The 23929-nt window shown below is 66.9% G+C and carries 21 protein-coding genes and 1 riboswitch; of the genes, 15 read left to right on the top strand and 6 right to left on the bottom strand.

Annotation, left to right across the window (positions count from 1 at the left end):
* Position 1 precedes the first annotated feature (1 nt).
* From ACV4UZ_RS02725 to ACV4UZ_RS02670, 12 genes are all read left to right on the top strand, one after another.
* The gene (locus tag ACV4UZ_RS02725) at positions 2-1174 is read left to right on the top strand and encodes a D-alanyl-D-alanine carboxypeptidase family protein (RefSeq protein WP_491599399.1); all 1173 of its coding nucleotides are present in this window, start codon (positions 2-4) and stop codon (positions 1172-1174) included.
* A gap of 5 nt (positions 1175-1179) precedes the next feature.
* Positions 1180-1818, top strand: coding sequence for a dTMP kinase (gene tmk / locus ACV4UZ_RS02720; protein ID WP_491599398.1), 639 nt, complete (start codon positions 1180-1182; stop codon positions 1816-1818).
* An 85-nt stretch (positions 1819-1903) separates the two neighbouring features.
* Entirely contained in the window at positions 1904-2995 is a 1092-nt protein-coding gene (locus ACV4UZ_RS02715; protein ID WP_491599397.1) for a DNA polymerase III subunit delta', read from the top strand.
* 32 nt (positions 2996-3027) lie between these two features.
* Positions 3028-4578, top strand: a complete 1551-nt coding sequence (gene metG / locus ACV4UZ_RS02710; protein WP_491599396.1) for a methionine--tRNA ligase — start codon at positions 3028-3030, stop codon at positions 4576-4578.
* 1 nt (position 4579) lies between these two features.
* Positions 4580-5359 (top strand): TatD family hydrolase, encoded by a 780-nt coding sequence (locus tag ACV4UZ_RS02705; protein ID WP_491599395.1) that lies wholly within the window; start codon positions 4580-4582, stop codon positions 5357-5359.
* Positions 5356-6126, top strand: coding sequence for an MBL fold metallo-hydrolase (locus tag ACV4UZ_RS02700; RefSeq protein ID WP_491599394.1), 771 nt, complete (start codon positions 5356-5358; stop codon positions 6124-6126). The genes ACV4UZ_RS02705 and ACV4UZ_RS02700 overlap by 4 nt, the downstream gene beginning before the upstream one ends.
* A 53-nt stretch (positions 6127-6179) precedes the next feature.
* The gene (locus ACV4UZ_RS02695; RefSeq protein WP_491599393.1) at positions 6180-6518 is read left to right on the top strand and encodes a hypothetical protein; all 339 of its coding nucleotides are present in this window, start codon (positions 6180-6182) and stop codon (positions 6516-6518) included.
* A gap of 45 nt (positions 6519-6563) precedes the next feature.
* The gene (locus tag ACV4UZ_RS02690; RefSeq protein WP_491599392.1) at positions 6564-7415 is read left to right on the top strand and encodes a peptidoglycan-binding protein; all 852 of its coding nucleotides are present in this window, start codon (positions 6564-6566) and stop codon (positions 7413-7415) included.
* Positions 7416-7491: 76 nt separating this feature from the next.
* The gene (locus ACV4UZ_RS02685) at positions 7492-8163 is read left to right on the top strand and encodes a transglutaminase-like domain-containing protein (RefSeq protein WP_491599391.1); all 672 of its coding nucleotides are present in this window, start codon (positions 7492-7494) and stop codon (positions 8161-8163) included.
* Entirely contained in the window at positions 8160-8981 is an 822-nt protein-coding gene (mazG, locus tag ACV4UZ_RS02680; RefSeq protein ID WP_491599390.1) for a nucleoside triphosphate pyrophosphohydrolase, read from the top strand. Before ACV4UZ_RS02685 ends, mazG begins: the two co-directional genes overlap by 4 nt.
* The gene (locus ACV4UZ_RS02675) at positions 8971-9621 is read left to right on the top strand and encodes a hypothetical protein (protein WP_491599389.1); all 651 of its coding nucleotides are present in this window, start codon (positions 8971-8973) and stop codon (positions 9619-9621) included. Before mazG ends, ACV4UZ_RS02675 begins: the two co-directional genes overlap by 11 nt.
* Position 9622: 1 nt before the next feature.
* A complete protein-coding gene (locus ACV4UZ_RS02670; RefSeq protein ID WP_491599388.1) occupies positions 9623-10381 on the top strand; it encodes an SDR family oxidoreductase in 759 nt (252 codons plus the stop codon).
* A 143-nt stretch (positions 10382-10524) separates the two neighbouring features.
* Here ACV4UZ_RS02670 and ACV4UZ_RS02665 read toward each other — a convergent pair whose 3' ends face one another.
* The 4 genes from ACV4UZ_RS02665 to ACV4UZ_RS02650 all read right to left on the bottom strand — a co-directional run bounded on the left by ACV4UZ_RS02665 (position 10525) and on the right by ACV4UZ_RS02650 (position 15795).
* A complete protein-coding gene (locus ACV4UZ_RS02665; protein ID WP_491599387.1) occupies positions 10525-10719 on the bottom strand; it encodes a hypothetical protein in 195 nt (64 codons plus the stop codon).
* 103 nt (positions 10720-10822) lie between these two features.
* Positions 10823-12025 carry a pyridoxal-phosphate-dependent aminotransferase family protein gene (locus ACV4UZ_RS02660; RefSeq protein WP_491599386.1) on the bottom strand — a complete coding sequence of 401 codons (1203 nt, stop codon included), beginning with the start codon at positions 12023-12025 and terminating at the stop codon, positions 10823-10825.
* 39 nt (positions 12026-12064) lie between these two features.
* A complete protein-coding gene (mfd, locus tag ACV4UZ_RS02655; protein ID WP_491599385.1) occupies positions 12065-15532 on the bottom strand; it encodes a transcription-repair coupling factor in 3468 nt (1155 codons plus the stop codon).
* Positions 15529-15795 (bottom strand): FAD assembly factor SdhE, encoded by a 267-nt coding sequence (locus ACV4UZ_RS02650; protein WP_491599384.1) that lies wholly within the window; start codon positions 15793-15795, stop codon positions 15529-15531. Before ACV4UZ_RS02650 ends, mfd begins: the two co-directional genes overlap by 4 nt.
* Before the next feature lie 71 nt (positions 15796-15866).
* Between ACV4UZ_RS02650 and recG the strand changes: the two genes are divergently transcribed.
* A complete protein-coding gene (recG, locus tag ACV4UZ_RS02645; protein ID WP_491599383.1) occupies positions 15867-17948 on the top strand; it encodes an ATP-dependent DNA helicase RecG in 2082 nt (693 codons plus the stop codon).
* Positions 17949-17977: 29 nt separating this feature from the next.
* On the opposite strand, the gene ACV4UZ_RS02640 is transcribed toward recG, so the two are convergent.
* Both ACV4UZ_RS02640 and ACV4UZ_RS02635 read right to left on the bottom strand, forming a co-directional pair.
* Positions 17978-19108, bottom strand: a complete 1131-nt coding sequence (locus ACV4UZ_RS02640) for a hypothetical protein (RefSeq protein ID WP_491599382.1) — start codon at positions 19106-19108, stop codon at positions 17978-17980.
* A 79-nt stretch (positions 19109-19187) separates the two neighbouring features.
* Positions 19188-19769, bottom strand: a complete 582-nt coding sequence (locus tag ACV4UZ_RS02635; RefSeq protein ID WP_491599381.1) for a TMEM165/GDT1 family protein — start codon at positions 19767-19769, stop codon at positions 19188-19190.
* A gap of 17 nt (positions 19770-19786) precedes the next feature.
* Positions 19787-19966: riboswitch (yybP-ykoY riboswitch) on the bottom strand.
* A gap of 99 nt (positions 19967-20065) precedes the next feature.
* On the opposite strand from ACV4UZ_RS02635, the gene uvrA reads away from it, so the two are divergent.
* Entirely contained in the window at positions 20066-22909 is a 2844-nt protein-coding gene (uvrA, locus tag ACV4UZ_RS02630; protein ID WP_491599380.1) for an excinuclease ABC subunit UvrA, read from the top strand.
* A gap of 206 nt (positions 22910-23115) precedes the next feature.
* Positions 23116-23838 (top strand): OmpA family protein, encoded by a 723-nt coding sequence (locus ACV4UZ_RS02625; RefSeq protein ID WP_491599379.1) that lies wholly within the window; start codon positions 23116-23118, stop codon positions 23836-23838.
* Positions 23839-23929 lie beyond the last annotated feature (91 nt).

The raw sequence follows: 23929 nt of genomic DNA, 5'->3' as shown, positions 1-23929 counted from the left end.
GATGCTCGCTTTGTTCCGCCGTTCGCTGGTCGCGGCCCTGTTGCTGCCGGCCCTGTCGCTTCCGGTCGCGTCGCGGTCGGCCGGGGCCCAGTCCATCGAGACCGCCGCCAAGCAGGCCATCATCGTCGATCACGCCAGCGGCCAGGTGCTGATGGAGAAGAACGCCGACGAGCTGATGGTGCCCAGCTCCATGAGCAAGCTGATGACCGTCTACATGGTCTTCGACAAGCTGAAGAGCGGGGCGTGGAAGCCCAGCGACCGCCTGCCGGTCAGCGAAACCGCCTGGAAGCGCCACTACAAGTCGGAAGGCTCGCTGATGTTCCTGCCGGTCAACTCCACGGCCACCGTCGAGGAATTGCTGAAGGGCGTGGTGATCCAGTCGGGCAACGACGCCTGTTCGGTGCTGGCCGAGGCCTATTCCGGCACCGAGGAGGCCTTCGCCGAGGAGGAGACCCGCAAGTCCCGCGAGATCGGCCTGACCCGCAGCACCTTCAAGAACGCCAGCGGCTGGCCCGAGCCCGGACACCTGATGACGGCCCGCGACCTGTCGGTGCTGTCGCGCCGCCTGATCGCCGATTTCCCCGAATATTATCCGCTGTTCAGTCAGATGGAATTCGTGTTCAACGGCATCAAGCAGGGCAACCGCAACCCGCTGCTCTACAACACGCCGGGCGCCGACGGGCTGAAGACCGGGCATACCGTCGCCGCCGGCTACGGCCTGGCCGCGTCCATCAAGCGGGGCAACCGCCGCATCATCATGGTGCTGAACGGCATGAGCTCCATGAAGGAGCGGGCCGAGGAATCGCGCCGCCTGACCGAATGGGCCTTCCGCGAGTGGGAAACCTATGCCCTGTTCAAGGCCGGCGACGAGGTGATTCCCGACGCCGAGGTCTGGCTGGGCCAGGCCGAGACCGTGCCCCTGCTGGCCAAGGGCAATCTGGAGGTCACCATGCAGCGGCGCAACCGCGCCGACATGAAGGTCACCACCATCTACAACGGCCCCATCGCCGCGCCCATCAAGGCCGGGCAGGAGGTGGGCAAGATCGTGGTCACCGCTCCGGGCATGGCGCCGGTGGAGCTGCCCATGGTGGCCGGAGCCGACGTGGAGAAGCTGGGCTTCGCCGGCCGCATGTCCACCGCCTTCAAGCGCATCATCTTCGGCAAGAAGGGATAGCCATCATGGAGACGGCCCGCGGACGCTTCATCACCTTGGAGGGGGGCGAGGGAGCGGGCAAGTCCACCCAGCTCCGCCTGCTGGCCGAGTCCTTGCGCGACGAAGGCCTGATGGTGGTCACCACCCGCGAGCCCGGCGGTTCGAGCGGCGCCGAGGCCATCCGCGCCCTGCTGGTCGAAGGCGACACCAACCGCTGGGACGGGGTGACCGAGGCGCTGCTCCATTTCGCCGCGCGGCGCGACCATCTGGTCAAGACCGTGTGGCCGGCGCTGGAACGCGGCGCCTGGGTGATCTCGGACCGCTTCGCCGATTCCACCCTGGCCTATCAGGGCTTCGGCCATGGCCTTGATCCGGACGTCATCGCCAGCCTCTACCGTGTCGCCGTGGGCCATTTCGCCCCCGACCTCACCCTGGTGCTCGACCTGCCGGTGGAGAAGGGGCTGGAGCGGGCCGGAACGCGGGGCGGGGCCGAGGACCGCTACGAGCGCATGGGTCTGGGCTTCCACCAGCGCCTGCGCCAGGGTTTCCTGGGCATAGCCGCCTCCAACCCCATGCGCTGCGCCGTGATCGATGCCACCCGCTCACCCGACGCGGTTCACGGCGACATCATGGCGACGGTGCGGGCGAGGCTGCCGGTGCCATGAGCGGAGCCCTGTGCATGCGGGCGGGACGCCCGCGCTCCTGGGAAAAGCGCCATTTCGGAGCGCGGGCGTCCCGCCCGCATACCCCATGACCGAGTCCCCCCATCCGCGCGAGACCGCCGACCTGTTCGGCCACGGAACGGCCGAGACGGCGCTGCTGGACGCCTGGAACTCGGGACGTCTGGCCCATGCCTGGCTCTTGTGCGGCCCCAAGGGCATCGGCAAGGCGACGCTCGCCTACCGTTTCGCCCGCTTCGTGCTGGCCGGGGGCGGCGAGGGCGGCGGGCTGTTCGGCGACGCGCCCGATAACCTGGACATCCGTCCCGGCCATCCGGTGTTCCGCCGTATCGCCGCCCAGGGCCACGCTGATCTGCAAGCCGTGGAGCGCGGCTGGGCCGACGACAAGAAGAGCAAGCTGCGATCCGAGATCGTGGTCGAGGACGTGCGCGGCATCGGCCACTTCATGTCGCTGACCCCGGCCGAGGGCGGCTGGCGGGTGGTGATCATCGATTCCGCCGACGAAATGAACCGCAACGCCGCCAACGCGGTGCTCAAGGTTCTGGAAGAGCCGCCGCGCAACGCCTTGATGTTGCTGGTATCCCATTCTCCAGGCCGCCTGCTGCCCACCATCCGCTCGCGCTGTCGCCGTTTGATGCTTCAGCCGCTGGGTGAAGACGTGGTGGCCGATTTGCTGACCCGCCAGCGGCCGGAATTGGGCCCCACCGAAGTCGCCGCCCTAGCCAGGCTGGGGGAGGGCAGCATCGGCAAGGCCCTGGCCCTGGCCGACGAAGGCGGGCTTGACCTCTACCGCGAGCTGCTGGAGCTGCTGAACGGCCTGCCGCGTCTGGACGTTCCCGCGCTCCATGTCTTCGGCGACAAGGTGGCGCGGCCCGAGAACGACGGATCGTTCCGTACCGTCACCGAACTGCTGGGCTGGTGGCTGGCCCGCCTGATCCGCGCCGGCGGACGCAAAGGCGCCGGTATGGCCGAGGTGGTGGCGGGCGAGAGTGCCCTGATGGAGCGCCTGTTGGCGGCGGCCAGCCTTGAACATTGGCTGGAGGTGTGGGAAAAGATCACCACCCTGTTCGCCCGCACCGAAGCGGTCCATCTCGACCGCAAGCAGGCCGTCCTCGGCGCCTTCATGGCGGTCGAGCGCCTCGCCCGCCAGGGTTCACGATAGCGGGCAACATCTTGATTTAGCGGAGCATTCCCATGACCGGGGCCGGGACCTTCTACGTCACCACGCCGATCTACTACGTCAACGACAAGCCCCATATCGGCCATGCCTACACCACGCTGGCCTGCGACGTGCTGGCGCGCTTCAAGCGCCTGGACGGCTTCGACGTCAAGTTCCTGACCGGTACCGACGAGCACGGCCAGAAGGTGGAGAAGTCGGCGGAAGCCTTCGGCATGACGCCTCAGGCCCTGGCCGACCAGAATTCGGCCAATTTCCGCGAACTGGCCCGCATCCTGGGCTGCACCAACGACGATTTCATCCGCACCACCGAGGAGCGCCACAAGGTGGCCTGCCAGGCGCTGTGGGACAGGCTGGTGGCCAAGGGCGACATCTATCTCGGCGCCTACGAGGGCTGGTACTCGGTGCGCGACGAGGCGTTCTACGCCGAGGACGAACTGGTCAAGGGGCCGGACGGGGCCAAGCTGGCGCCCACCGGCGCGCCGGTGGAATGGGTGAAGGAGCCCAGCTACTTCTTCCGCCTGTCGGCCTTCCAGGACCGCCTGCTCGAGTGGTACGAGGACAATCCCGATTGCGTGGCGCCCAATTCGCGCCGCAACGAGGTGATGAGCTTCGTGCGTGGCGGCCTCCAGGACCTCTCCGTCTCGCGCACCAGCTTCAAGTGGGGCGTTCCGGTGCCCGGCGACGATTCCCATATCATGTATGTCTGGCTGGACGCGCTGACCAACTACATCACGGCGCTGGGCTATCCCGACACCACGGGCGAGTACGCCAAGTATTGGCCCAGCGTCATCCACATGGTGGGCAAGGACATCGTCCGCTTCCACGCCGTCTACTGGCCGGCCTTCCTGATGGCCGCCGATCTGGCGCCGCCCCGCCGCGTCTTCGCCCATGGCTGGTGGACCAACGAGGGACAGAAGATCTCCAAGTCGCTGGGCAACGTCATCGACCCGCTGGAGCTGATCGAAACCTACGGCCTGGATCAGGTGCGCTATTTCCTGTTGCGCGAGGTGCCGTTCGGCAATGACGGCGATTTCTCCAAGCGTGCCATGATGGGCCGCATGAACAGCGAACTGGCCAATGATTACGGCAATCTGGTCCAGCGCTCGCTGTCCATGATCGGCAAGAATTGCGGCGGAGTGACGCCTGCCCACACGCCGGACACCGACGACGACAAGGCCATGCTGGGCGCGGCCTATGGCATGCTCGACAAGGTCCGCGACGCCATCGACCGCCAGATGTATCACGAGGCCATCGAGGCCATCTGGGTTGTCATCCGCGCCGGCAATGGCTATGTGGACAAGCAGGCGCCCTGGGCGCTGAAGAAGACCGATCCCGCCCGCATGGGCACGGTGCTGTGGGTGCTGGCCGAGACCATCCGCTCGGTGGCGCTGCTGACCCAGCCGTTCATGCCAACCGCTTCGGGGCGCATCCTCGACCAGCTGGCGGTGTCCGAGGCCGAGCGCGGCTTCGCCTTCTTCGGCCCCGACCATGCTCTGAAGGACGGGATCACCCTGCCGGCGCCCCAGGGCGTGTTCCCGCGCTATGTGGAAGAGGCTTCCGCCTGACATGCTGGTCGATTCGCATTGTCATCTGGATTTCCCCGACTTCGCCGACGATATCGACGGCGTGGTCGGCCGCGCCAAGGCCGCCGGAGTAGGGGTGCTGCTGACCATCGGCACCCACGTCACCCGCTATGAGCAGGTGGTCCGGGTGGCCGAGCGCTTCGACGACGTCTGGGCCAGCGTCGGCATCCACCCCCACGAGGCGGGGGTGGAGCCCTATGCCGATCTCGACACCCTGCTGCGTCTGGCCGAGCATCCCAAGGTGGTGGCGCTGGGCGAGACCGGCCTGGACTATTATTACGACAAAAGCCCGCGCGAGCGGCAGCGGGACTCGTTCCGTATCCATATCGAGGCCGCGCGCAGAACGGGTCTGCCGGTGATCGTCCATACCCGCGACGCCGACGACGATACCGGGGCGATCCTGGCCGAGGAGATGGGGAAGGGGGCCTTCACCGGGCTGGTCCATTGCTTCAGCTCCGGCCCGGACTTCGCTGAAAAGGCTGTGAAATTGGGCCTGTTCATCTCGGCGTCCGGTATCATGACCTTCAAGACCGCCGACATGCTGCGGGATACCCTGGCCGGGGTTCCGCTGGATCGTCTGCTGGTGGAGACCGACGCCCCCTATCTGGCGCCCATACCCTATCGCGGCAAGCGCAACGAACCGGCTTACGTGGCCCATACCGCCGCCCGGCTGGCCGAGGTCAAGGGCGTGACCATGGCCGAGCTGGAGGCCGCCACCACCGACAATTTCCACCGCCTGTTCACGAAAGTGGCGCGTCCATGAAGGTGACCGTCCTCGGCTGTGGCGGCGCCGCCGGCGTTCCGACCATCTCCGGGGGATGGGGCGCCTGTGATCCCACCAATCCGCGCAACCGCCGCCTGCGCTCCTCCATCCTGGTGGAGGAGGGGGAAACCCGCATCCTGGTGGACACCTCGCCCGATTTGCGCGACCAGCTGCTGGCGGCCGGAGTGCGCAGCGTCGATGCGGTGATCTACACCCACGACCATGCCGACCATCTGCACGGCATCGACGACCTGCGCGAAATCAACCGCGCTACCCGCCGCTGGCTGCCGGTCTGGGGCGATGAGGGAACACTGCGGACGGCGCGAAGCCGCTTTCCCTATGCCTTCGAACCGCTGGAGGACATGGGCGAATTCATCTACCGGCCGCTGCTGGAAGCCCACGAGATCTCCGGGCCGTTCCGCGTCGGCGGGATCGAGGTGATTCCCTTCGACCAGGACCACGGCTATTGCCGCACGCTCGGCCTGCGCTTCGGCGCCGTGGCCTACAGCACCGACGTGGTCGACCTGCCGGAAGAGTCCTTCGAGGCGCTGCAAGGCGTCGACACCTGGATCATCGGCTGCCTGGTGGATTATCCCCATCAGACCCACGCCCATGTGGCCAAGGCCCTGGAATGGATCGAGCGCGTCGCGCCACGCCGCGCCTACATCACCCATATGGGCTCGCGCCTGGATTACGAGGCGGTGCGCCGGGCCGTTCCGCCGCACGTGATCCCGGCCCATGACGGGCTGGTGATCGAGGTTTCCTGACCTGATATATTCGTCGTCATAATATACATTATGCGACAAATGGGCATGAGGATATGGAGGACGCCATGGCCGCCACCGACCGGATGATCCGCACCCTGAGCCTCTCCCTCGCCGCTGGCGCCACTCCCTCGGCCATCGCCGCGCTGAACCGCCCCGAGGGTCTGCTGGACTTGCGAAGCGATGAGTCCGGCCGTGCCGTCGTGGTCACCTACGATCTGCGCCACGTGACACTGGCGGCCCTGGCATCCAGGCTGGCAGCCAATGGCCTGGTCCTGTCCCAAGGCTGGCCCGCCCGCCTGCGCCGCCGCTGGCTGGCCTTCAAGGACGACAACCGACGGGATCAGGCCGCCATCGTCCATCGCTGCTGCAGCGCCCCTCCCGGCGAAGACTGAAACTCTTGCTGGTAATTTGACGCCTCATCACATACCATTGGCGCCATGACGACGCTTCAATCCATCACCGCCGCCATCGCTCCCAACGCCCGGCCCGAATGCCGGACAGCCTTCGCCAATGCCGATGGCCCGTTGGAGACCTACGGCATCACCACCGATCTGCGGCTTTGCCACTTCGTCGCCCAGATCCTGCACGAGACCAATGGTGGCACGGTGCTGGTGGAGAATCTCACCTACACCACCCAGGACCAGCTCCTGAAGATCTTCGGGGCCAACCACTCGGCCAAGATCACCGCCGACGAGGCCCCCGGCCTGCTGCGCAATCCCCAGGCCCTGGCCGAGCGGGTCTACGGCCTGGGCAATCCGGTGCTGTCCAAGCAATTGGGCAACACCCAGCCGGGCGACGGCTATCTTTTCCGCGGCCGTGGCGTCCTGCAGACCACCGGCCGCTACAACTACACCAAGGTGGCCCAGGAAACCGGCCTCGACTGCGTCAACAATCCCGACCTGATCATCCTTACCGAGAATCTGCTGTCGCCCGCCCTTTGCCACTGGCAGGCGGCCAACATCAATCCGCTGGCCGATGCCGACGACATCGTGGCCGTCACCAAGGCGGTCAACGGTGGCCTGAACGGCCTGGACGACCGCAAGGCCTGGTACGCCAAGGCCCGGGCCGCCGCCGGCGGTTCCCCCGGTCCCGCCGCTCCGGTTTCCGACCTTGCCCGCAGCCAGGCGGCGCTCAACAAGGCCGGAGCCGATCCCCGGCTGGTGGTGGACGGAAAGGACGGGCCGAACACCCGGCAGGCCATCAAGGCCTTCCAGGCGGCCCACGGATTGGTGGCGGACGGTGTCATCGGCCCCAAGACCATAGCCGCCCTCGCCCCCTTCATGGATTAGCCATCGGCAGGGTTTGCCCGGAGGCACCGCTCCGCCTATGCTGGCGGCGTCAGCCAATCCGAGGTCAGCCCCGCCCATGAGCATCGATCCACGTGCCCTGCAGCCCGCCCGCTTCATCCAGAGCGACGATCCCGCCATCGTCGCCTTCGCCCAAAAGGCCGCCCAGGGCGCTTCCAGCCGGTTGGACACCGCCATCCGGCTGTATTACGCGGTGCGCGACGGCGTCCTCTACGACCCCTATGTCCGCTTCAACGCGCCGGAGACCTATTCGGCGGCCGACGTGCTGGCCAAGGGCAGCGGCTTCTGCATCCCCAAGGCCGCGCTGCTGACCGCCTGCGCCCGCGCCGTGGGCATTCCCGCCCGTATCGGCTTCGCCGACGTGCGCAACCACCTGGCCACCCCCAAGCTGCTGGACAAGAACGGCAGCGACGTCTTCCGCTGGCACGCCTTCGCCGAGATCATGGCCGAGGACCAATGGGTCAAGGCCACACCGGCCTTCAATCTGGCGCTGTGCGAGAAGTTCGGCGTCCATCCCCTTGAATGGGATGGGAAAACCGATTCGGTCTTCCATCCCTTCGACAAGCAGGACCGCCGCCACATGGAATACGTGGCCCAGCATGGCAGCTTCTGGGACGTGCCGTTCGAGGAGATCACCGCCACCTACCGCCAGTATTGCCCGCTGATGATGGTGGACGATCCCTGGGGCACCGGCGCCGACTTCGCCGCCGAGGCCAAGTCCGGCCAATGAGCGAGAAACCCATCGACCGCCTGCTGGCCATCATGGCCCGGCTGCGTTCGCCGGAGGGCGGCTGCCCCTGGGACCTGGAGCAGAGCTTCGCCACCATCGCCCCCTACACCATCGAGGAAGCCTACGAGGTGGCCGAGGCCATCGAGCACGGCGACATGCCTCAGTTGAAGGACGAACTGGGCGATTTGCTGTTCCAGGTGGTGTTCTACGCCCAGATGGCCAAGGAAAGCGGCGATTTCGACTTCGACGCCATCGCGTCCTCCATCGCCGACAAGATGATCCGCCGCCATCCCCACGTCTTCGTCGAGAACGACGGCCGCGACAGCGCCGGTCAGGTGGAGGCCTGGGAGGAGACCAAGGCGCGCGAGCGCGCCGCCAAGGCCCTGGGCGGGGCCGAACCGGGGATTCTCGACGGGGTGGCCCGCACCCTGCCCCCCATGACCCGGGCCCTGAAGCTGCAGAGGCGCGCCGCCCGGGTGGGCTTCGACTGGGACCGGCCCGAGACCATCCTCGACAAGCTGGCCGAGGAAGCCCGTGAAATCGCCGAGGAAATCCGCGCGGACGCCCCCTTCGACCGGCTCGAGGACGAGATGGGCGACGTCCTGTTCGTCTGCGTCAACCTGGCCCGCAAGCTGGGCGTCGATCCCGAGCGCGCCCTGAAGCGGGCCAACACCAAGTTCGAGCGCCGTTTCCGCCACATCGAGACGGAATTGAAGGCGGCCGGGCGTTCGGCCGAGGCCGCCACCCTCGACGAGATGGAGGCGCTGTGGCAGGCTGCCAAGAGCTTGGAAAAGTCCGGAGGGCACGGTGGCGGGTGACTGGCTGAAGCGGATCGGCGTCCTGGCGGCTGTGCTGCTGCTGTCGTCGTGCTACATCCCCGACAAGTTCAGAAGCGAGCTGCGGCTGTCCAAGTACGGCGACTATTCGCTGACCTACAAGGGCGACCTGATGTTCGCCCCCATCCTGGACGATTACCGCAAGAACAAGGTCAAGCCCGAGGACGAGGCCGAGCGGCAGGAGAACATCCGCCGCGACCTCGCCCGCGACATCGCCTTCCGCAAGATCGAGGCCAAGGGCAAGGGCCGCTTCGCCGTGGAATACGAGCGGGTCGGCCGCCTGGGCAAGGTGCAGCTGACCTCGCTGATCCGCCGCGACGCCCGCCTGATCTCGCTGCGCTCCATGGAGAACGGCGCCATCGTCATCCGGGCCAACGCCATGAAGCCCTCGGACGCCCAGATCCTGGCCGAGTTGGGCCTCAACATGGAGGGCGAGTTCCGCGTCACCACCGACGGCAACGTGGTCAAGCACAACGCCACCCAGGTCAAGCCCTTCGGCACCGCCAAGGTCTATATCTGGAAGATCGAGAATCCGCTGTCCATCATGCCCGAACTGGTGATGATCCGCGACGTGGACCCCGCCCGCCCCCTTGCCCCCCGCCCCTCGGAGATCAACGAATAGCATGTGGAAGAACCGCACCGTCCTGGTCACCGGCGCCACCGCCGGCTTCGGCGCCGCCATCGCCCGGCGCTTCGCCGCCCATGGCGCCAATCTGGTGGTCTGCGGCCGCCGCGCCGAGCGGCTGGAGGCGCTGAAGGCCGAGCTGGGCGCCGCCGTGCCGGTCCATGCCGTCCCCCTGGACGTGCGCGACGGCGCCGCCGTTTCCGCCTTCGCCGCCGCCCTGCCCTGGCCGGTGGATGTGCTGGTCAACAACGCCGGGCTCGCCCTGGGGATGGAGCCCGCCCAGAACGCCGATCTCGACGACTGGGAGACCATGATCGACACCAACCTGAAGGGCCTGATGTACATGACCCGCGCCATTCTGCCCGGCATGGTGGAGCGCGACCGGGGCCATGTGATCAATCTGGGCTCGGTGGCCGGCACCTATCCATACGGCGGCGGCAACATGTACGGCGCCACCAAGGCGGCCGTCGCCCAGTTCTCGCTGAACCTCATCACCGATCTGGTCAAGACCCGGGTGCGGGTGACCAATATCGAGCCCGGCCTGTGCGGCGGCAGCGAATTCTCCCAGGTCCGCTTCCACGGCGATTCCGAGAAAGCCGCCAAGGTCTACGAGGGCACCCAGCCGCTGACCGCGGACGACATCGCCGAGGCGGTCTACTGGGCGGCGTCGCTTCCCGCCCACGTCAACATCAACCGCATCGAGATGATGCCGGTCTGCCAGGCCCCGGGCGGCCTGACGGTGCATCGGAGCCAATGAAACCGTCATGCTGAGCGGAGCGAAGCATCTTTCAGCGTGAGGCTGCCGCCACAGATGCCTGAAAGACCCTTCGCGATGCTCAGGGTGACAGCTTCCTGGATTTTTCCTCTGTGTCTCTGTGCCTCTGTGCCTCTGTGGTTCTCTCACCGGGTGCCGAATTCCCGACCGGCACCGATCAGCGCTCCCACGCCGATCTTCCAGGTATCCGAGAACATCTGGATCAGAGTGGTAACGTGGGGCGACAGGCCCAGGTCCGGGACCACGGCAAGGGTGACCGACGCCGCGCCGGAAGCCAGCGTGATCAATCCCACCAGAACCATGAAGCCAAGTTTGGGCATGGACGGAGTCCCCAACAAAAAATCCCTTCAGTGGCGAACCACTGAAGGGATCCTGTTCGAGAGACGGAAGGAAATGGAATAGGTAATCTTTGAAAAGATTACTCTACCCCCTCACCTCGGACGCCAGGCTGCGCTCCAGTTCGGCCATGCCGCCGGGCATGTCCACCTTGCCGCCGGCGACGCGCATGGCGGAGCCGAGCGCATGCAGGGTGCGGAACAGGTTGGGGGCGCGGGACTGCTCGCCCATCTGGCCGATGCGGACGATGGGCAGGCCGAAGGCGCCGGAGATTTCCACCTTGTGCACCTGGCTCATGATGTGGCGGACCTGATCGGCCGACACATGGGTGGGCAGTTCGATGCCCACCACCGAGTTGAGGCGCGAATCCTCCTCGATCAGCAGTTTGAGGCCCATGGCCTCGATGCCGTTCTGCAGCGCCTTGGAGCACTGGGCGTGACGGCGGAAGCGGCCCGGCAGGGTCTCCTCGCCGATCAGGCGCAGCGCCTCGTGCAGCGCCAGGATGCCCGACACCGGGGCGGTGTAGTGGTAGGAGTGGTTGTGCCAGAACTGATGCGCCAGACGGGCGTCCAGGCACCAGTGGGCCATGGGGGCGTTGCGCTTCTCGATGCGGGCGAAGGCCTCCTCCGAGAAGGCGATCAGCGACACGCCGGGAATGGAGGACAGGCCCTTCTGGCCGCCGGTGATGATGGCGTCCACCCGCCACTCGTCCATTTCCATGGGCATGGTGGACAGCGTACAGACGGCATCGACGATGTTGAGGCAGCCGTACTGCTTGCCCAGGCGGCAGATTTCCACCAGATCGCGGTTCCACACCGTGTTGGAGGTCTCGCCCTGCACCACGGTCAGAATCTGGAACTTGCCCGTCTTCAAGGCCTTTTCCACGTCCTCGGCGGCGATGGCGCGCTTGTCGGGGGCGTCGAGGCGGGTGACGTCGCCGCCCACCCGGTCGGCCATCTCGGCCAGACGGCGGGAAAACAGGCCGTTGCAGATGGACAGGACCTTGGTCCCCGGCTCCACCAGATTGGCGATGGCCATCTCCATGGCGGCCGAGGCCGGACCGGCGACGCCCATGACATGGGGCGAATCGGTCTGGAAGACGTAGCGGCCCATGGTCTTCACCTGTTCGATCACCGCGTTCATGGTGTCGCCCAGGTGGTTGATGATCAGCGAGTTGGCCATGGCCACCTTGACCGGAATCGGCACCGGTCCGGCGCCCATCATCAGCAGGGGCTCGTCGGGAAGGATGTTTTCCAGGGGGATGACGGTGGGGGGTGTGGGATATTTCATGTCAGTTCCTAAAGGCGGACCTAGCGCTATATCCGATTTTCAGGCGGCTGCCAATTCCGCCAGTTTGCCGATCACCTTGCGCAGGCCGATAATCCGCTCCTTGGGGTCCTCCCAGGCGCGCAGGAAGACAATCTTGTGGTCGGGGCGGATCCTGCAGGTGCCGGCCGACCGCGCGATGAACTGCACCAGGGCGGCCGGATTGGCGAAGACGTTGCCGCGCAAGCTGACCACGGCGCCCTTGGGCCCCGAATCCACCTTGTCGATGCCGGCCAGCTTGCACAGGGCCTTGATGGCCACCACCTCCAGCAGGTTCTCCACCTCGGGCGGCAGCTTGCCGAAGCGGTCGATCAGCTCGGCGGCCAGGGCCTCGATCTCGGCCTGATCGGACAGCGAGCCGATGCGGCGATAGAGCGACAGGCGCACCGACAGGTCGGCCACATAGGTCTCGGGGATCAGCACCGGGGTGCCGACGCCGATCTGGGGCGACCATTCCTCGGCCGCCTCCCCCCCCTGCCCGCCCTTGGCGGCGGCCACCGCCTCCTCCAGCAACTGCTGATAGAGTTCGATGCCCACCTCGCGGATATGGCCCGACTGCTCCTCGCCCAGCAGGTTGCCGGCGCCCCGGATGTCGAGATCATGGCTGGCCAGCTGGAAGCCGGCCCCCAGGGTATCCAGCGCCTGCATCACCTGCAGGCGCTTTTCCGCCGCCTTGGACAGCACCTTGTCGTTGGGCAGGGTGAAATAGGCGTAGCCGCGGGTCTTGGAGCGCCCCACCCGGCCGCGCAGCTGGTACAGCTGGCCCAGGCCGAACATGTCGGCCCGGTGGATGATCAGGGTGTTGACCGACGGCATGTCGATGCCGGATTCGATGATGTTGGTGGACAGCAGCACGTCGTACTGCTTGTCGCCGAAGGCCACCATCACCTCCTCTAGGTCGGCGGGGGCCAGACGGCCATGGGCGACGGCGGTCTTGACCTCGGGCACCAGCTTGGCGAGACGCTCGGCCACCCGGTCGATGTCGGCCAGGCGCGGGCAGACGTAGAACACCTGTCCGCCCCGGTAGCGCTCGCGCAGGATGGCTTCGCGCAGCACGACGGGATCGTAGGGCAGCACGAAGGTCCGCACGGCGAGGCGGTCCACCGGCGGCGTGGCGATGACGCTCATCTCCTTCACCCCCGACAGCGCCATCTGGAGCGTGCGGGGAATGGGGGTGGCGGTCAGCGTCAGCACGTGGACGTCGGATTTCAGCTGCTTCAGGCGCTCCTTGTGCGCCACGCCGAAATGCTGTTCCTCGTCGATGATCAACAGGCCCAGGCGCTTGAAGCCGATGCCCTTGGCGAGCAGCGCATGGGTGCCGACCACGATGTCCACCGAGCCGTCGGCCACGCCCGCCTTGACCTCGGAAGCCTTCTTGGCCGCCACCAGCCGCGACAATTGCTCGACGCGCACCGGCAGGCCGGCGAAACGCTCCTTGAAGGTGCGGTAATGCTGGCGGGCCAAGAGCGTGGTGGGCACCACCACCGCCACCTGAAGGCCCTGCAACGCCGCCACGAAGGCGACACGCAAGGCTACCTCGGTCTTGCCGAAGCCGACGTCGCCGCAGATCAGGCGGTCCATGGGCTTGCCGCTCGCCAGATCGGCGATGGAATCCTCGATGGCGCGCAGCTGGTCGTCGGTCTCGGCGAAGGGGAAGCGGGCGCAGAACTCGTCGTAGAGCCCTTCCGCCGGCACCAAGGCCTCGCCCTGGCGCATCTTGCGCTGGGCGGCGATGCCGATCAGCTGGTCGGCGATGTCCCTGATGCGCTTCTTGAGCTTGGCCTTCCGGGCCTGCCACGCCGTGCCGCCCAGCTTGTCCAGCGATACGCCGGCCTGCTCCGAGCCGAAGCGGGTCAGCACATCGATGTTTTCCACGGGCACGAACAGCTTGTCGCCGCCGTCATAGATCACCCGCAGGCAATCGTGGGGAGCGCCCGACACCTCGACGGCGACCAGACCGTCATAGCGGCCGATGCCGTGCTCCACATGCACCACCAGATCGCCCTCGGCCAGGGCCGAGGCCTCGGCGATGAACTGGGCGCCCTTCTTCTTCTTGCGGGCGGGCCGCGCCAGCCGGTCGCCCAGGATGTCCTGCTCGGTGACCACCGCCAGGGTCGCGGTGGTGAAACCGTGGTCGAGGCCGAGGACGGCCGCCGCCACCCTTCCCTTGTCCAGCGCCTGGGCCTCGGCCCAGCTGTCCACCGCCTGAATTCCCTTGACGCCGTGGTCCTTCAGCACCCCGGCGAGGCGATCGCGCGAGCCTTGGGTCCAGGCGGCGATCACCACCCGGCGCCCCGATTTGGCCTGCTCCTCGGCATGCTCGCGCACGCAGTCGTAGACGTTGGTGCCCGGCCGGGCCCGCATGTCGGCGAAATCGCGGCCCAGCCGCCCGCCGGCATCGGCCTCGGAATCCTCCACCGGATCGAAGGGCGACAGATGGAGGACGGGGCGCATGCCCAGCAGCCGGTCCCATTCCGGGCGCTCGAGATAGAGCCGCTCGGGCGGAATGGGATGGTAGACCATGCCGGATTCGGAAAGGCCGGAACCCGCCAGCCCGGCGCGGGCGTCGAAATATTCCAGCACCAAAGCGTGACGGGCGGCCAGCGCCTCGTCCGACTGGTGGTCGAGGACCACCGCCGCCTCGGGCACATAGGCGAACAAGGTGTCGAGGCCGTCGTGGAACAGCGGCAGCCAATGCTCCATGCCGTTGAACTTGATGCCCTCGGAAACGGCCTCGTACAGCGGGTCAGGCCCCTGCACCACCCCGAACATCTCGCGGTAGGCGGCGCGGAAACGGGCGATGGAGGCCTCGTCCAGGCCCAGTTCGGCCACCGGGCGGCAGACGAAGCCCTCCACATTGCCGGTGGTGCGCTGGCTCATGGGGTCGAAGGACCGCACGCTGTCGATCTCGTCGCCGAAGAAGTCGAGACGCAGCGGCTCGGTGGCGCCCGGCGGGAACAGATCGATGATGCCGCCCCGCACCGCGTATTCGCCGGGCTCCATCACCGTGTCGGCGCGCACGTAGCCGTTCTTGGACAGGAAGGCGGTCAGCCTGTCCATGGACAGGCGCGACCCCTTGCGGGCGTCGAGCGTCGCCTGGGCCAGGGACTCGCGGGGCGGCACGCGCTGCGCCAGGGCGGGAACGGTGGTCAGCACCACGAAGGCGCCCTTCACCCCATCGGCCAGACGGGCCAGGGTGTCGATGCGCCGCGCCACCACGTCCACGTTGGGCGAGACGCGGTCATAGGGCACGCAATCCCAGGCGGGGAATTCCAGCACCTGGAGCTCGGGGGCGAAGAAAGACAGCGCCTCGGCCACCCGGGCCATGCGGCCCTCGTCGCGGGCCACGTGCAGGATGCCGCCCTCGGCGCCGGCGGCCAGTTCGGCCAGCAGCAGGGCGTCGCGCCCTTCCGGCGCGCCGGCGACCTTGCGGCGCCCAGGCTCGGCGATAAGTTTATCCAGGTTTTTCAAATCGGTGCGGCTTCGCTTTGTACGAATTTCTTCATCATCGCCATCACGTCGTGGTCGAGATGTTCCGGCACCTCTTCCTTGCCGGTCACCCAATTGAACAGGTCGGTGTCGTTCTCGGCGATGAGGGATTCGAACCGCTCGGCCTGCTCGGCGGTCAAGGTTTCCAGATACTTGGCGGCGAAACCGCCGAACAGGATGTCGTTCTCGTTGGAGCCCATGTGGTGGGCGCGGAACATCAGGCGCTTCAGTCGATCTTGATCCATCGTATCCGGCATTGCGTCGGTTTCGGAGCCGACTAGGATATAGCCCCTCGCCGTCCGAATGTCAGCCCGCCATGCGCCCCCAGGTTCTGTTTCCCCTCTTCGCCCCGGTGACCAGCCTGCCCGGCATCGGTCCGCGCCTTGCGCCACTTTATGAGCGGCTGGTGGGCGGCAAGGTGCTGGACCTGCTGTGGCACCTGCCCACCGGCGTGATCGACCGTCGCTTCGCCCCCAAGGTGATGGAGGCGCCCCACGGCAAGGTCGCCACCCTGACACTCCGGGTGGACGCCCACTTCCCCTCCTCCTCGCCCAAACGCCCCTACCGGGTGCGCCTTAGCGACGAGACCGGCTTCCTCCATCTGGTGTTCTTCCATGGCCGCGAGGACTGGCTGAGGAAGCAATTGCCCGAGGGCGAGATCCGGGTGGTCAGCGGCCAGGTCGAGCATTTCAACAACGAGATCCAGATCAGCCACCCCGACCATATCGTGCCCCTGGACCAGATCGCCCAGGTCATGGCGGTCGAGCCGGTCTACGGCCTGACCGCCGGGCTGACGGGGCGCGCCGTGGCCAAGACGGTGGCGGCGGCGGTGGCCAAGGCCCCGGACTTGCCGGAATGGCAGGAGCCCCACTGGCTGGCGCGCCAGAACTGGCCCGACTGGCGCACCTCCCTTCATCAGCTCCATCATCCCGAGGACGAGCGGAGCGCCACCGGCGACACTCCGGCACGCCGGCGGCTGGCCTTCGACGAATTGCTGGCCAACCAGCTGGCTCTCGCCATGGTCCGCGCCCAGATGCGCAGGCTCAAGGGCCGCGCCCTGGTGGGCGACGGCAGCTTGCGGGCCAAGGTGATGGCGGCGCTTCCCTATACCTTGACCGGCGCCCAGAGCCGCTCGCTGGCCGAGATCGGCGCCGACATGGCGCAGCCCTTGCGCATGCTGCGTCTGCTCCAGGGTGACGTGGGCAGCGGCAAGACGGTGGTGGCGCTACTGGCCATGCTCACCGCCGTGGAGGCCGGCTGTCAGGCCGCCATGATGGCGCCCACCGAAATCCTCGCCCGCCAGCATTACGCCGGCATCGCGCCCTTGGCCGAGGCGGCGGGCCTCAAGGTCGCGCTGCTCACCGGGCGCGACAAGGGAAAGGCCCGCCAGGCGGTCCTCGACGGCCTGGCCTCGGGCGAGGTTCACATTTTGCTGGGCACCCACGCTTTGTTCCAGGAAGACGTGGCCTTCAAGGACCTGGCGCTCGCCGTGATCGACGAGCAGCACCGCTTCGGCGTGCATCAGCGGCTGGAACTGGCGGCCAAGGGACTGGCGGTGGACATGCTGGTGATGACCGCCACCCCCATTCCCCGCACCCTGCTGCTCACCGCCTATGGCGACATGGACGCGTCGCGCCTGGACGAGAAGCCGCCGGGACGCAAACCCATCGACACCCGCGTGGTGCCGCTGGCCCGCCTGGACGAGATGGTGGCCGGCATCGGCCGCGCCGTGGCCTCGGGGGCGCGGGCCTATTGGGTCTGCCCGCTGGTGGAGGAATCCGAGACTTCGGACCTTGCGGCGGCCGAGGAACGCCACCGCCATCTCTCCCAGGTGTTCGGCGAGCGGGTCGGCCTCGTCCACGGCAAGATGAAGCCCACCCTCAAGGACAAGGTGATGGCCGAGTTCGCCGCCGGAAGCCTGGACATCCTGGTGGCCACCACGGTGATCGAGGTGGGCGTCGACGTGCCCGACGCCAACATCATGGTCATCGAGCACGCCGAGCGCTTCGGCCTCGCCCAGCTGCACCAGCTGCGCGGCCGGGTGGGGCGCGGCACCAGGGAATCCCGCTGCCTGCTGCTTTACGGCCAGCCCTTGGGCGAAGTGGCCAAGGCGCGGCTCGAGATCATGCGCGCCACCGAGGACGGCTTCAGGATCGCCGAGGAGGATCTGCGCCTTCGGGGCGGCGGCGAGATGCTGGGCACCCGCCAGAGCGGCCTGCCGGAATTCCGCCTCGCCGACCTCGCCATCCACGGCGATCTGCTGGCCGCCGCCCGCGACGATGCCCGCCTGATCCTGGACAAGGACCCGGACCTGTCCACTCCGCGCGGCGAGGCGCTGCGCGTCCTGCTCTACCTGTTCGAGCGCGACGCGGCCGTGCGCACCCTGCGGTCGGGCTGAGGCGCGCCCCGGCGCCCCAGCCCATTCCCTCAGTTCCGGGTGAAGGCGTAGGTATTGCAGGTCTGGTTGCGGTAATAGCTGTAAAGCTGCAGCGGCATGCGGCTGACATTGCTGTGGGGGCCCGCCTGGGTCGTCGAGCAATAGGCCGTGATGGGCGTGCCGGGTGGCAGCGGCTGCGGATTGGCCAATTGCTGCGTATTGGCCGTGAAGCTGTAATTGACCGCCGCTCCCTTGGCATCGGGCACGGCGACGGTGATTTTGGTGCCCGGCAGGAAGGGGACGCCCGCGAAGCCCGAAGTCTTGCCGCCGCCATCGGGCGGGCAGATGGAAGGCGTGACGTTCTGCCACAGATACATGTCACCCAACCCGGTATCGAACAGCATGGTGCCGCAATAGGGGCCGAGAGCGGTACTCGAACCGGGAGGCGTGATGCTGAAGCAGCCGCTGGGCACCCCTGCCCCGTTGGCGGTGTCGTTGTCCAGGGGGTACCAGGTGACGCCCTGGGTATTCTGGGCGTTGAGGCCGACCACGATGCCATCGGGACGGAAGATGTAGCCGATGGTCTGCAGGCCGGAAATCTCGCCCAGGATGTTGGTGTTGGTCGGCACCTTGCCGTTGGTCATCACCATGGTCGGGGCCAGTTGCTGGAATCCCACTCCCATCATGCCGATACCGGCGCCGTTGCCGTTGGGCATCACCGCCTGGCATTGGCCCGCCTCGCAGGTTTCGGTGACGGCGTAGACCACCACCCCCTTGGCGACGGGCGGCGAGGCCATGCCGGGATTGACCACCACGTCGGCCTGGACCAGATAGCCCTGATAGCCGTTGCCGCTGCTGCCATAGCCATAGGCCAGCTTGCCCGACACCACGTTGGGGCCGGTCAGCACCACCGGCTGGCCGTTGGTGGGCCGGGGAAAGCCGCCCATGTAGAAATACGGCAGAATCAGCAGGTTGGAACCGGTATCCACCAGAACCGGCTGGGTGTCCCCGCCATTGACCTTGACCGCGAGGCGATAGCCGCCGAGGGCGGGATTGCCATCCAGAGTCTGCAGGGTGTAGGACGGGCCGCCCGCCGCCGGGGCGCAGGACTCGGCGGCCGTGGCGGCGGCTGCCGTCACGCCCAGCGCGACGGCAGCTATTGGAATGTACTTTGTATACATCTCATCCCCCAAAGTTGTGCTAAGACAACAGAGATCACTTCGTGGGGATAAAAATCAAGACGCATAGACCTTAAGGGTGTTACCCCATCAACTCTCCCCCCATCCCCATCAGCGCCAGCACGCCCAGGATGGCGAACAGGGCGGCGGCGACCAGGCGCACCAGCTTGAGCGGCAGTTTTCCGGCCATGGCGTTGCCCACGAACACGGCGGGCACGTCGGCGATCAGCATGCCGAGCGTGGTGCCGGTGGTCACCATGAGCAGATCGCCGAACCGCGCCCCCAGGGCCAATGTGGCGATCTGGGTCTTGTCGCCGATCTCCACCAGGAAGAAGGCGATGGTGGTGGCGACGAAGGCGCCGGCCTTCTCCCACATCTTCGGCTGGTCGTCCTCGTCCATCTTGTCGGGAACCAGGGTCCAGGCGGCCATGGCGATGAAGGACAGGCCAACGATCCAGCGCATCGTTTCGGGTCCGATCCACCGCGCCACCTCGATGCCGAGCCATGCCGCCAATCCGTGATTGGCGATGGTGGCGACGAAGATGCCGGCCACCACCGCCCAGGGCTTCCTGAACTTGGCGGCCAGCAACAGGGCGAGGAGCTGGGTCTTGTCGCCGATCTCGGCGGCGGTGACCACGGCGAGCGATACGAGCAGGGAATCCATCAGGGCACCATAGGGGGGATTGGGCGAAACACGACCGATGGCCCGGAATCCCGCCCAATCCCTGGGACGCACGAATTCCGAAGCCAAAGGTCTCGCCAAGCCCTTTCGGGCCGGACGCGCCAAGGGCCCAAAGGCCCTAGTCTGTTGACGCGCCCCCTTCTGATGACCGAAGGCGGCTACTCCCCAATGACGGGGCGGACCATACCCATGCCAGCCATGCCGGGCAAGGCCTTTATCCCCGATGCGAATCTCTCTAACATCCCGCCCCTGTTTCGGTGAACGTGGATCGGCCTGACATGAGCGGCTTCATCCGGGTGCGCGGCGCCCGCGAGCATAATCTGAAGAACATCGACGTGGACCTGCCCCGCGACAAGCTGGTGGTGATCACCGGCCTGTCGGGCTCGGGCAAGTCGTCGCTGGCCTTCGACACCATCTACGCCGAGGGCCAGCGCCGCTATGTGGAATCGCTGTCGGCCTATGCCCGCCAGTTCCTGGAACTGATGCAAAAGCCCGACGTGGAGAGCATCGAGGGCCTCTCGCCGGCCATCTCCATCGAGCAGAAGACCACCTCGAAGAATCCCCGCTCCACCGTGGGCACGGTGACCGAGATCTACGACTACATGCGCCTGCTGTGGGCGCGCGTCGGCGTGCCCCACTCGCCCGCCACCGGTCTGCCCATCGAAAGCCAGACGGTCAGCCAGATGGTCGATCGCGTCGAGGCCATGGAGGAAGGCACCCGCCTCTATCTGCTGGCCCCCTTCGTGCGCGGCCGCAAGGGCGAATACCGCAAGGACCTGCAGGAGCTGCAGAAGAAGGGCTTCCAGCGGGTCAAGGTGGACGGCACCCTGTACGAGATCGACGACGTCCCCACCCTGGACAAGAAGAAGAAGCACGACATCGAGGTGGTGGTGGACCGCCTGGTGGTGAAGCCGGGCCTCGGCAACCGGCTGGCCGATTCCATCGAGACGGCGCTGTCCCTGGCCGACGGCCTTTGTATCGCCGAGAACGCCGATACCGGCGAGCGCACCACCTTTTCCGCCAAGTTCGCCTGCCCGGTGTCGGGCTTCACCATCGAGGAGATCGAGCCGCGCCTGTTCTCGTTCAACAACCCCTTCGGCGCCTGCCCGTCCTGCGACGGCCTGGGAGTGAAGCTTTATTTCGATCCCGAACTGGTCGTTCCGAATCCTGCGCTTTCCTTGCGTGAAGGCGCCCTGGCGCCGTGGGCCGGTTCCACCTCGCAATACTACGTCCAGACCCTGCAGGGACTGGCCGAGCACTACCGCTTCAGCCTGGAAACGCCGTGGGAGAACCTGCCGGAACGGGTCCGGGAGGTGATTCTCCACGGTTCGGGTAACGAGGAGATCCGCATCGCCTACGAGGACGGCTTCCGGGGATACCATACCGAGAAGTCGTTCGAGGGCGTCATCCCCAACATGGCGCGCCGCTACCGCGAGACGGATTCGTCCTATGTGCGCGAGGAACTGTCGCGCTTCCAGGGCACCGCACCGTGCGAGGCCTGCAATGGGGCGCGTCTCAAGCCCGAGGCCCTGGCGGTCAAGGTGCACGGCCTTCACATCTCGGACTCCACCGAGTTCTCCATCCTGGCGGCGCGGGACTGGTTCGCCGACCTCCACAACCACCTGCGGCCCAAGGACCAGGAAATCGCCCGGCGCATTCTGCGCGAGATCAACGACCGCCTGGGCTTCCTGGTGGACGTGGGGCTGGAATACCTGACGCTGGGGCGCGGCTCGGGCTCGCTGTCGGGCGGAGAGAGCCAGCGCATCCGGCTGGCCAGCCAGATCGGCTCGGGGCTGACCGGCGTGCTCTACGTGCTGGACGAGCCCTCCATCGGCCTGCACCAGCGGGACAACGACCGCCTGCTGGCCACCCTGAAGCGCCTCAGGGACATCGGCAACACCGTCATCGTCGTCGAGCACGACGAGGACGCCATCCGCGCCGCCGATTACCTGGTGGACATGGGACCCGGTGCCGGCATCCACGGCGGCCGGGTGGTGTCGGAAGGCACGCCGGAACAGGTGATGGCCGATGCCAATTCCATGACCGGGCGCTACCTCACCGGCCTGGACCACATCCCTCTTCCCACCGAGCGCCGCAAGGGCAGCGGCAAGACCCTGTCCCTGATCGGGGCGCGCGGCAACAACCTCAAGGACGTGGACGTCCATATCCCGCTGGGAACGCTCACCTGCATCACCGGGGTTTCCGGCGGCGGCAAGTCCACCCTGGTGATCGAGACCCTGTACAAGGCCCTGGCCCGGCGCCTGATGGGCGCGCGCGAACAGCCCTCGCCCTTCGACCGCATCGACGGCATCGAGCATCTGGACAAGATCATCGACATCGACCAGAGCCCCATCGGCCGCACGCCGCGCTCCAACCCGGCCACCTATACCGGCGCCTTCTCGCCCATCCGCGACTGGTTCACCGAACTGCCCGAATCCAGGGTGCGCGGCTACAAGCCGGGGCGCTTCTCGTTCAACGTCAAGGGCGGCCGCTGCGAGGCCTGCCAGGGCGACGGCGTCATCAAGATCGAGATGCACTTCCTGCCCGACGTCTACGTCCAGTGCGACGTCTGCAAGGGCAAGCGCTACAACCGCGAGACCCTGGACATCACCTTCCGCGGCAAGAGCATCGCCGATGTTCTCGACATGACCGTCGAGGAGGCCGCCGATTTCTTCAAGGCGGTCCCCGCCATCCGCGACAAGATGATCACCCTGCAGCGGGTCGGCCTGGACTACATCCATCTCGGCCAGCAGGCCACCACGCTCTCGGGCGGCGAGGCCCAGCGCGTCAAGCTGGCCAAGGAACTGTCCAAGCGTTCCACCGGCCGGACGCTGTACATCCTGGACGAGCCCACCACCGGCCTGCATTTCGAGGACGTGCGCAAGCTGCTGGAGGTGATCCAGGCCCTGGTCGATCAGGGCAACACCGTGCTGGTCATCGAGCACAACCTGGAAGTCATCAAGACCGCCGACTGGATCGTCGATCTGGGGCCGGAAGGCGGCGATGGCGGCGGCCGCATCGTGGCGGCCGGGACTCCCGAAGACGTGGCGGCCTGCCGGGAAAGTTACACCGGTCATTACCTCGCCCCCATACTGGGGCGGAAATCAAGGAATGTATCATAACCCATTGGCGGAGGCTGATTTTTCGCCTCCTCTCAATCCTCCGTCGCAAAGACGTTACTTTAAGAAAAACCGGCCTTTCTCGATTCAGTTCACTGAGGCAATGATTCCTGGACTGGAGTCGCCTCCGGCCATTACTTATAAAGCTCTGGACAGCCGATTCTTTTCTTGCAACATTGGGATTCTGGATCGCAAGAAGAGTCCGTCCCATGAGGTTCATCCGCATCATCACGGCCCTCTCCGCCCTGGCGGCGGTGTCGGCCTGTGCCATGCCCGAACCCATGGCGCCGGCAACCACCGCGCCCCAGGCCACCGCCTCAACCCCGACCGTAACAGCGCCGCCTCCGCCCGCCGCCCCCGTGGCGACGGACGACGCGGCCCTGCCGCCGTCGCCGGTGGTGGTCCACTTCAATCATGGCAAGGCCGACATCACCGGCTCGACCATGCAGGTGCTGTGGGGACTGGCGCCGTCGCTGAAGGCGGCGGCGCCGGCGGTGATCCGTGTCCAGGGCTTCACCGATTCGTCGGGCAAGGCGGCCTACAACAAGATTCTGTCGGAGAAGCGGGCCCAGGCCGTGGCCGACCAGCTGCGCAAGCTGGGCGTCACCGCGCGGGTCGAGGTGGTGGGTCAGGGTATCGTCAAGGGCGGCCGAAAGGGGTCCAAGGATGCCGCCGCCCGCCGTGTGGAGATCAGCTGGGAGCCCGCGGCTCAGGCAAAGACCTCCGCCGCCTCCCCCGTTTCGCCCGATACCGTCAAGAGTCAGGCCGATCGTCAGGACCTGGGCGCCACCGGCATCGCCGGCGCCGCTCCGGCCACCGATGCGGCCGAAGCGGTGTCTTACGCCGGATTTACGCCGGCTTCCGGGTCGTCCCCGATCGCGGATTGGGCCGCGACGTTCGAGGCGACCGGGCCGCCGGCCATTCTTTCCTAGATATACGCGGCGATCTGAGCCCGGCGGCGGCGGAGCGCCTCCGCGTCCTCGGCCTTGACCTGGGGGGAAGCGGGCTGCGTCTCGGCGGTCT

It is taken from the genome of Paramagnetospirillum sp. (assembly GCF_058402745.1).
This window is presented reverse-complemented; position numbering and strand designations above follow the sequence as displayed.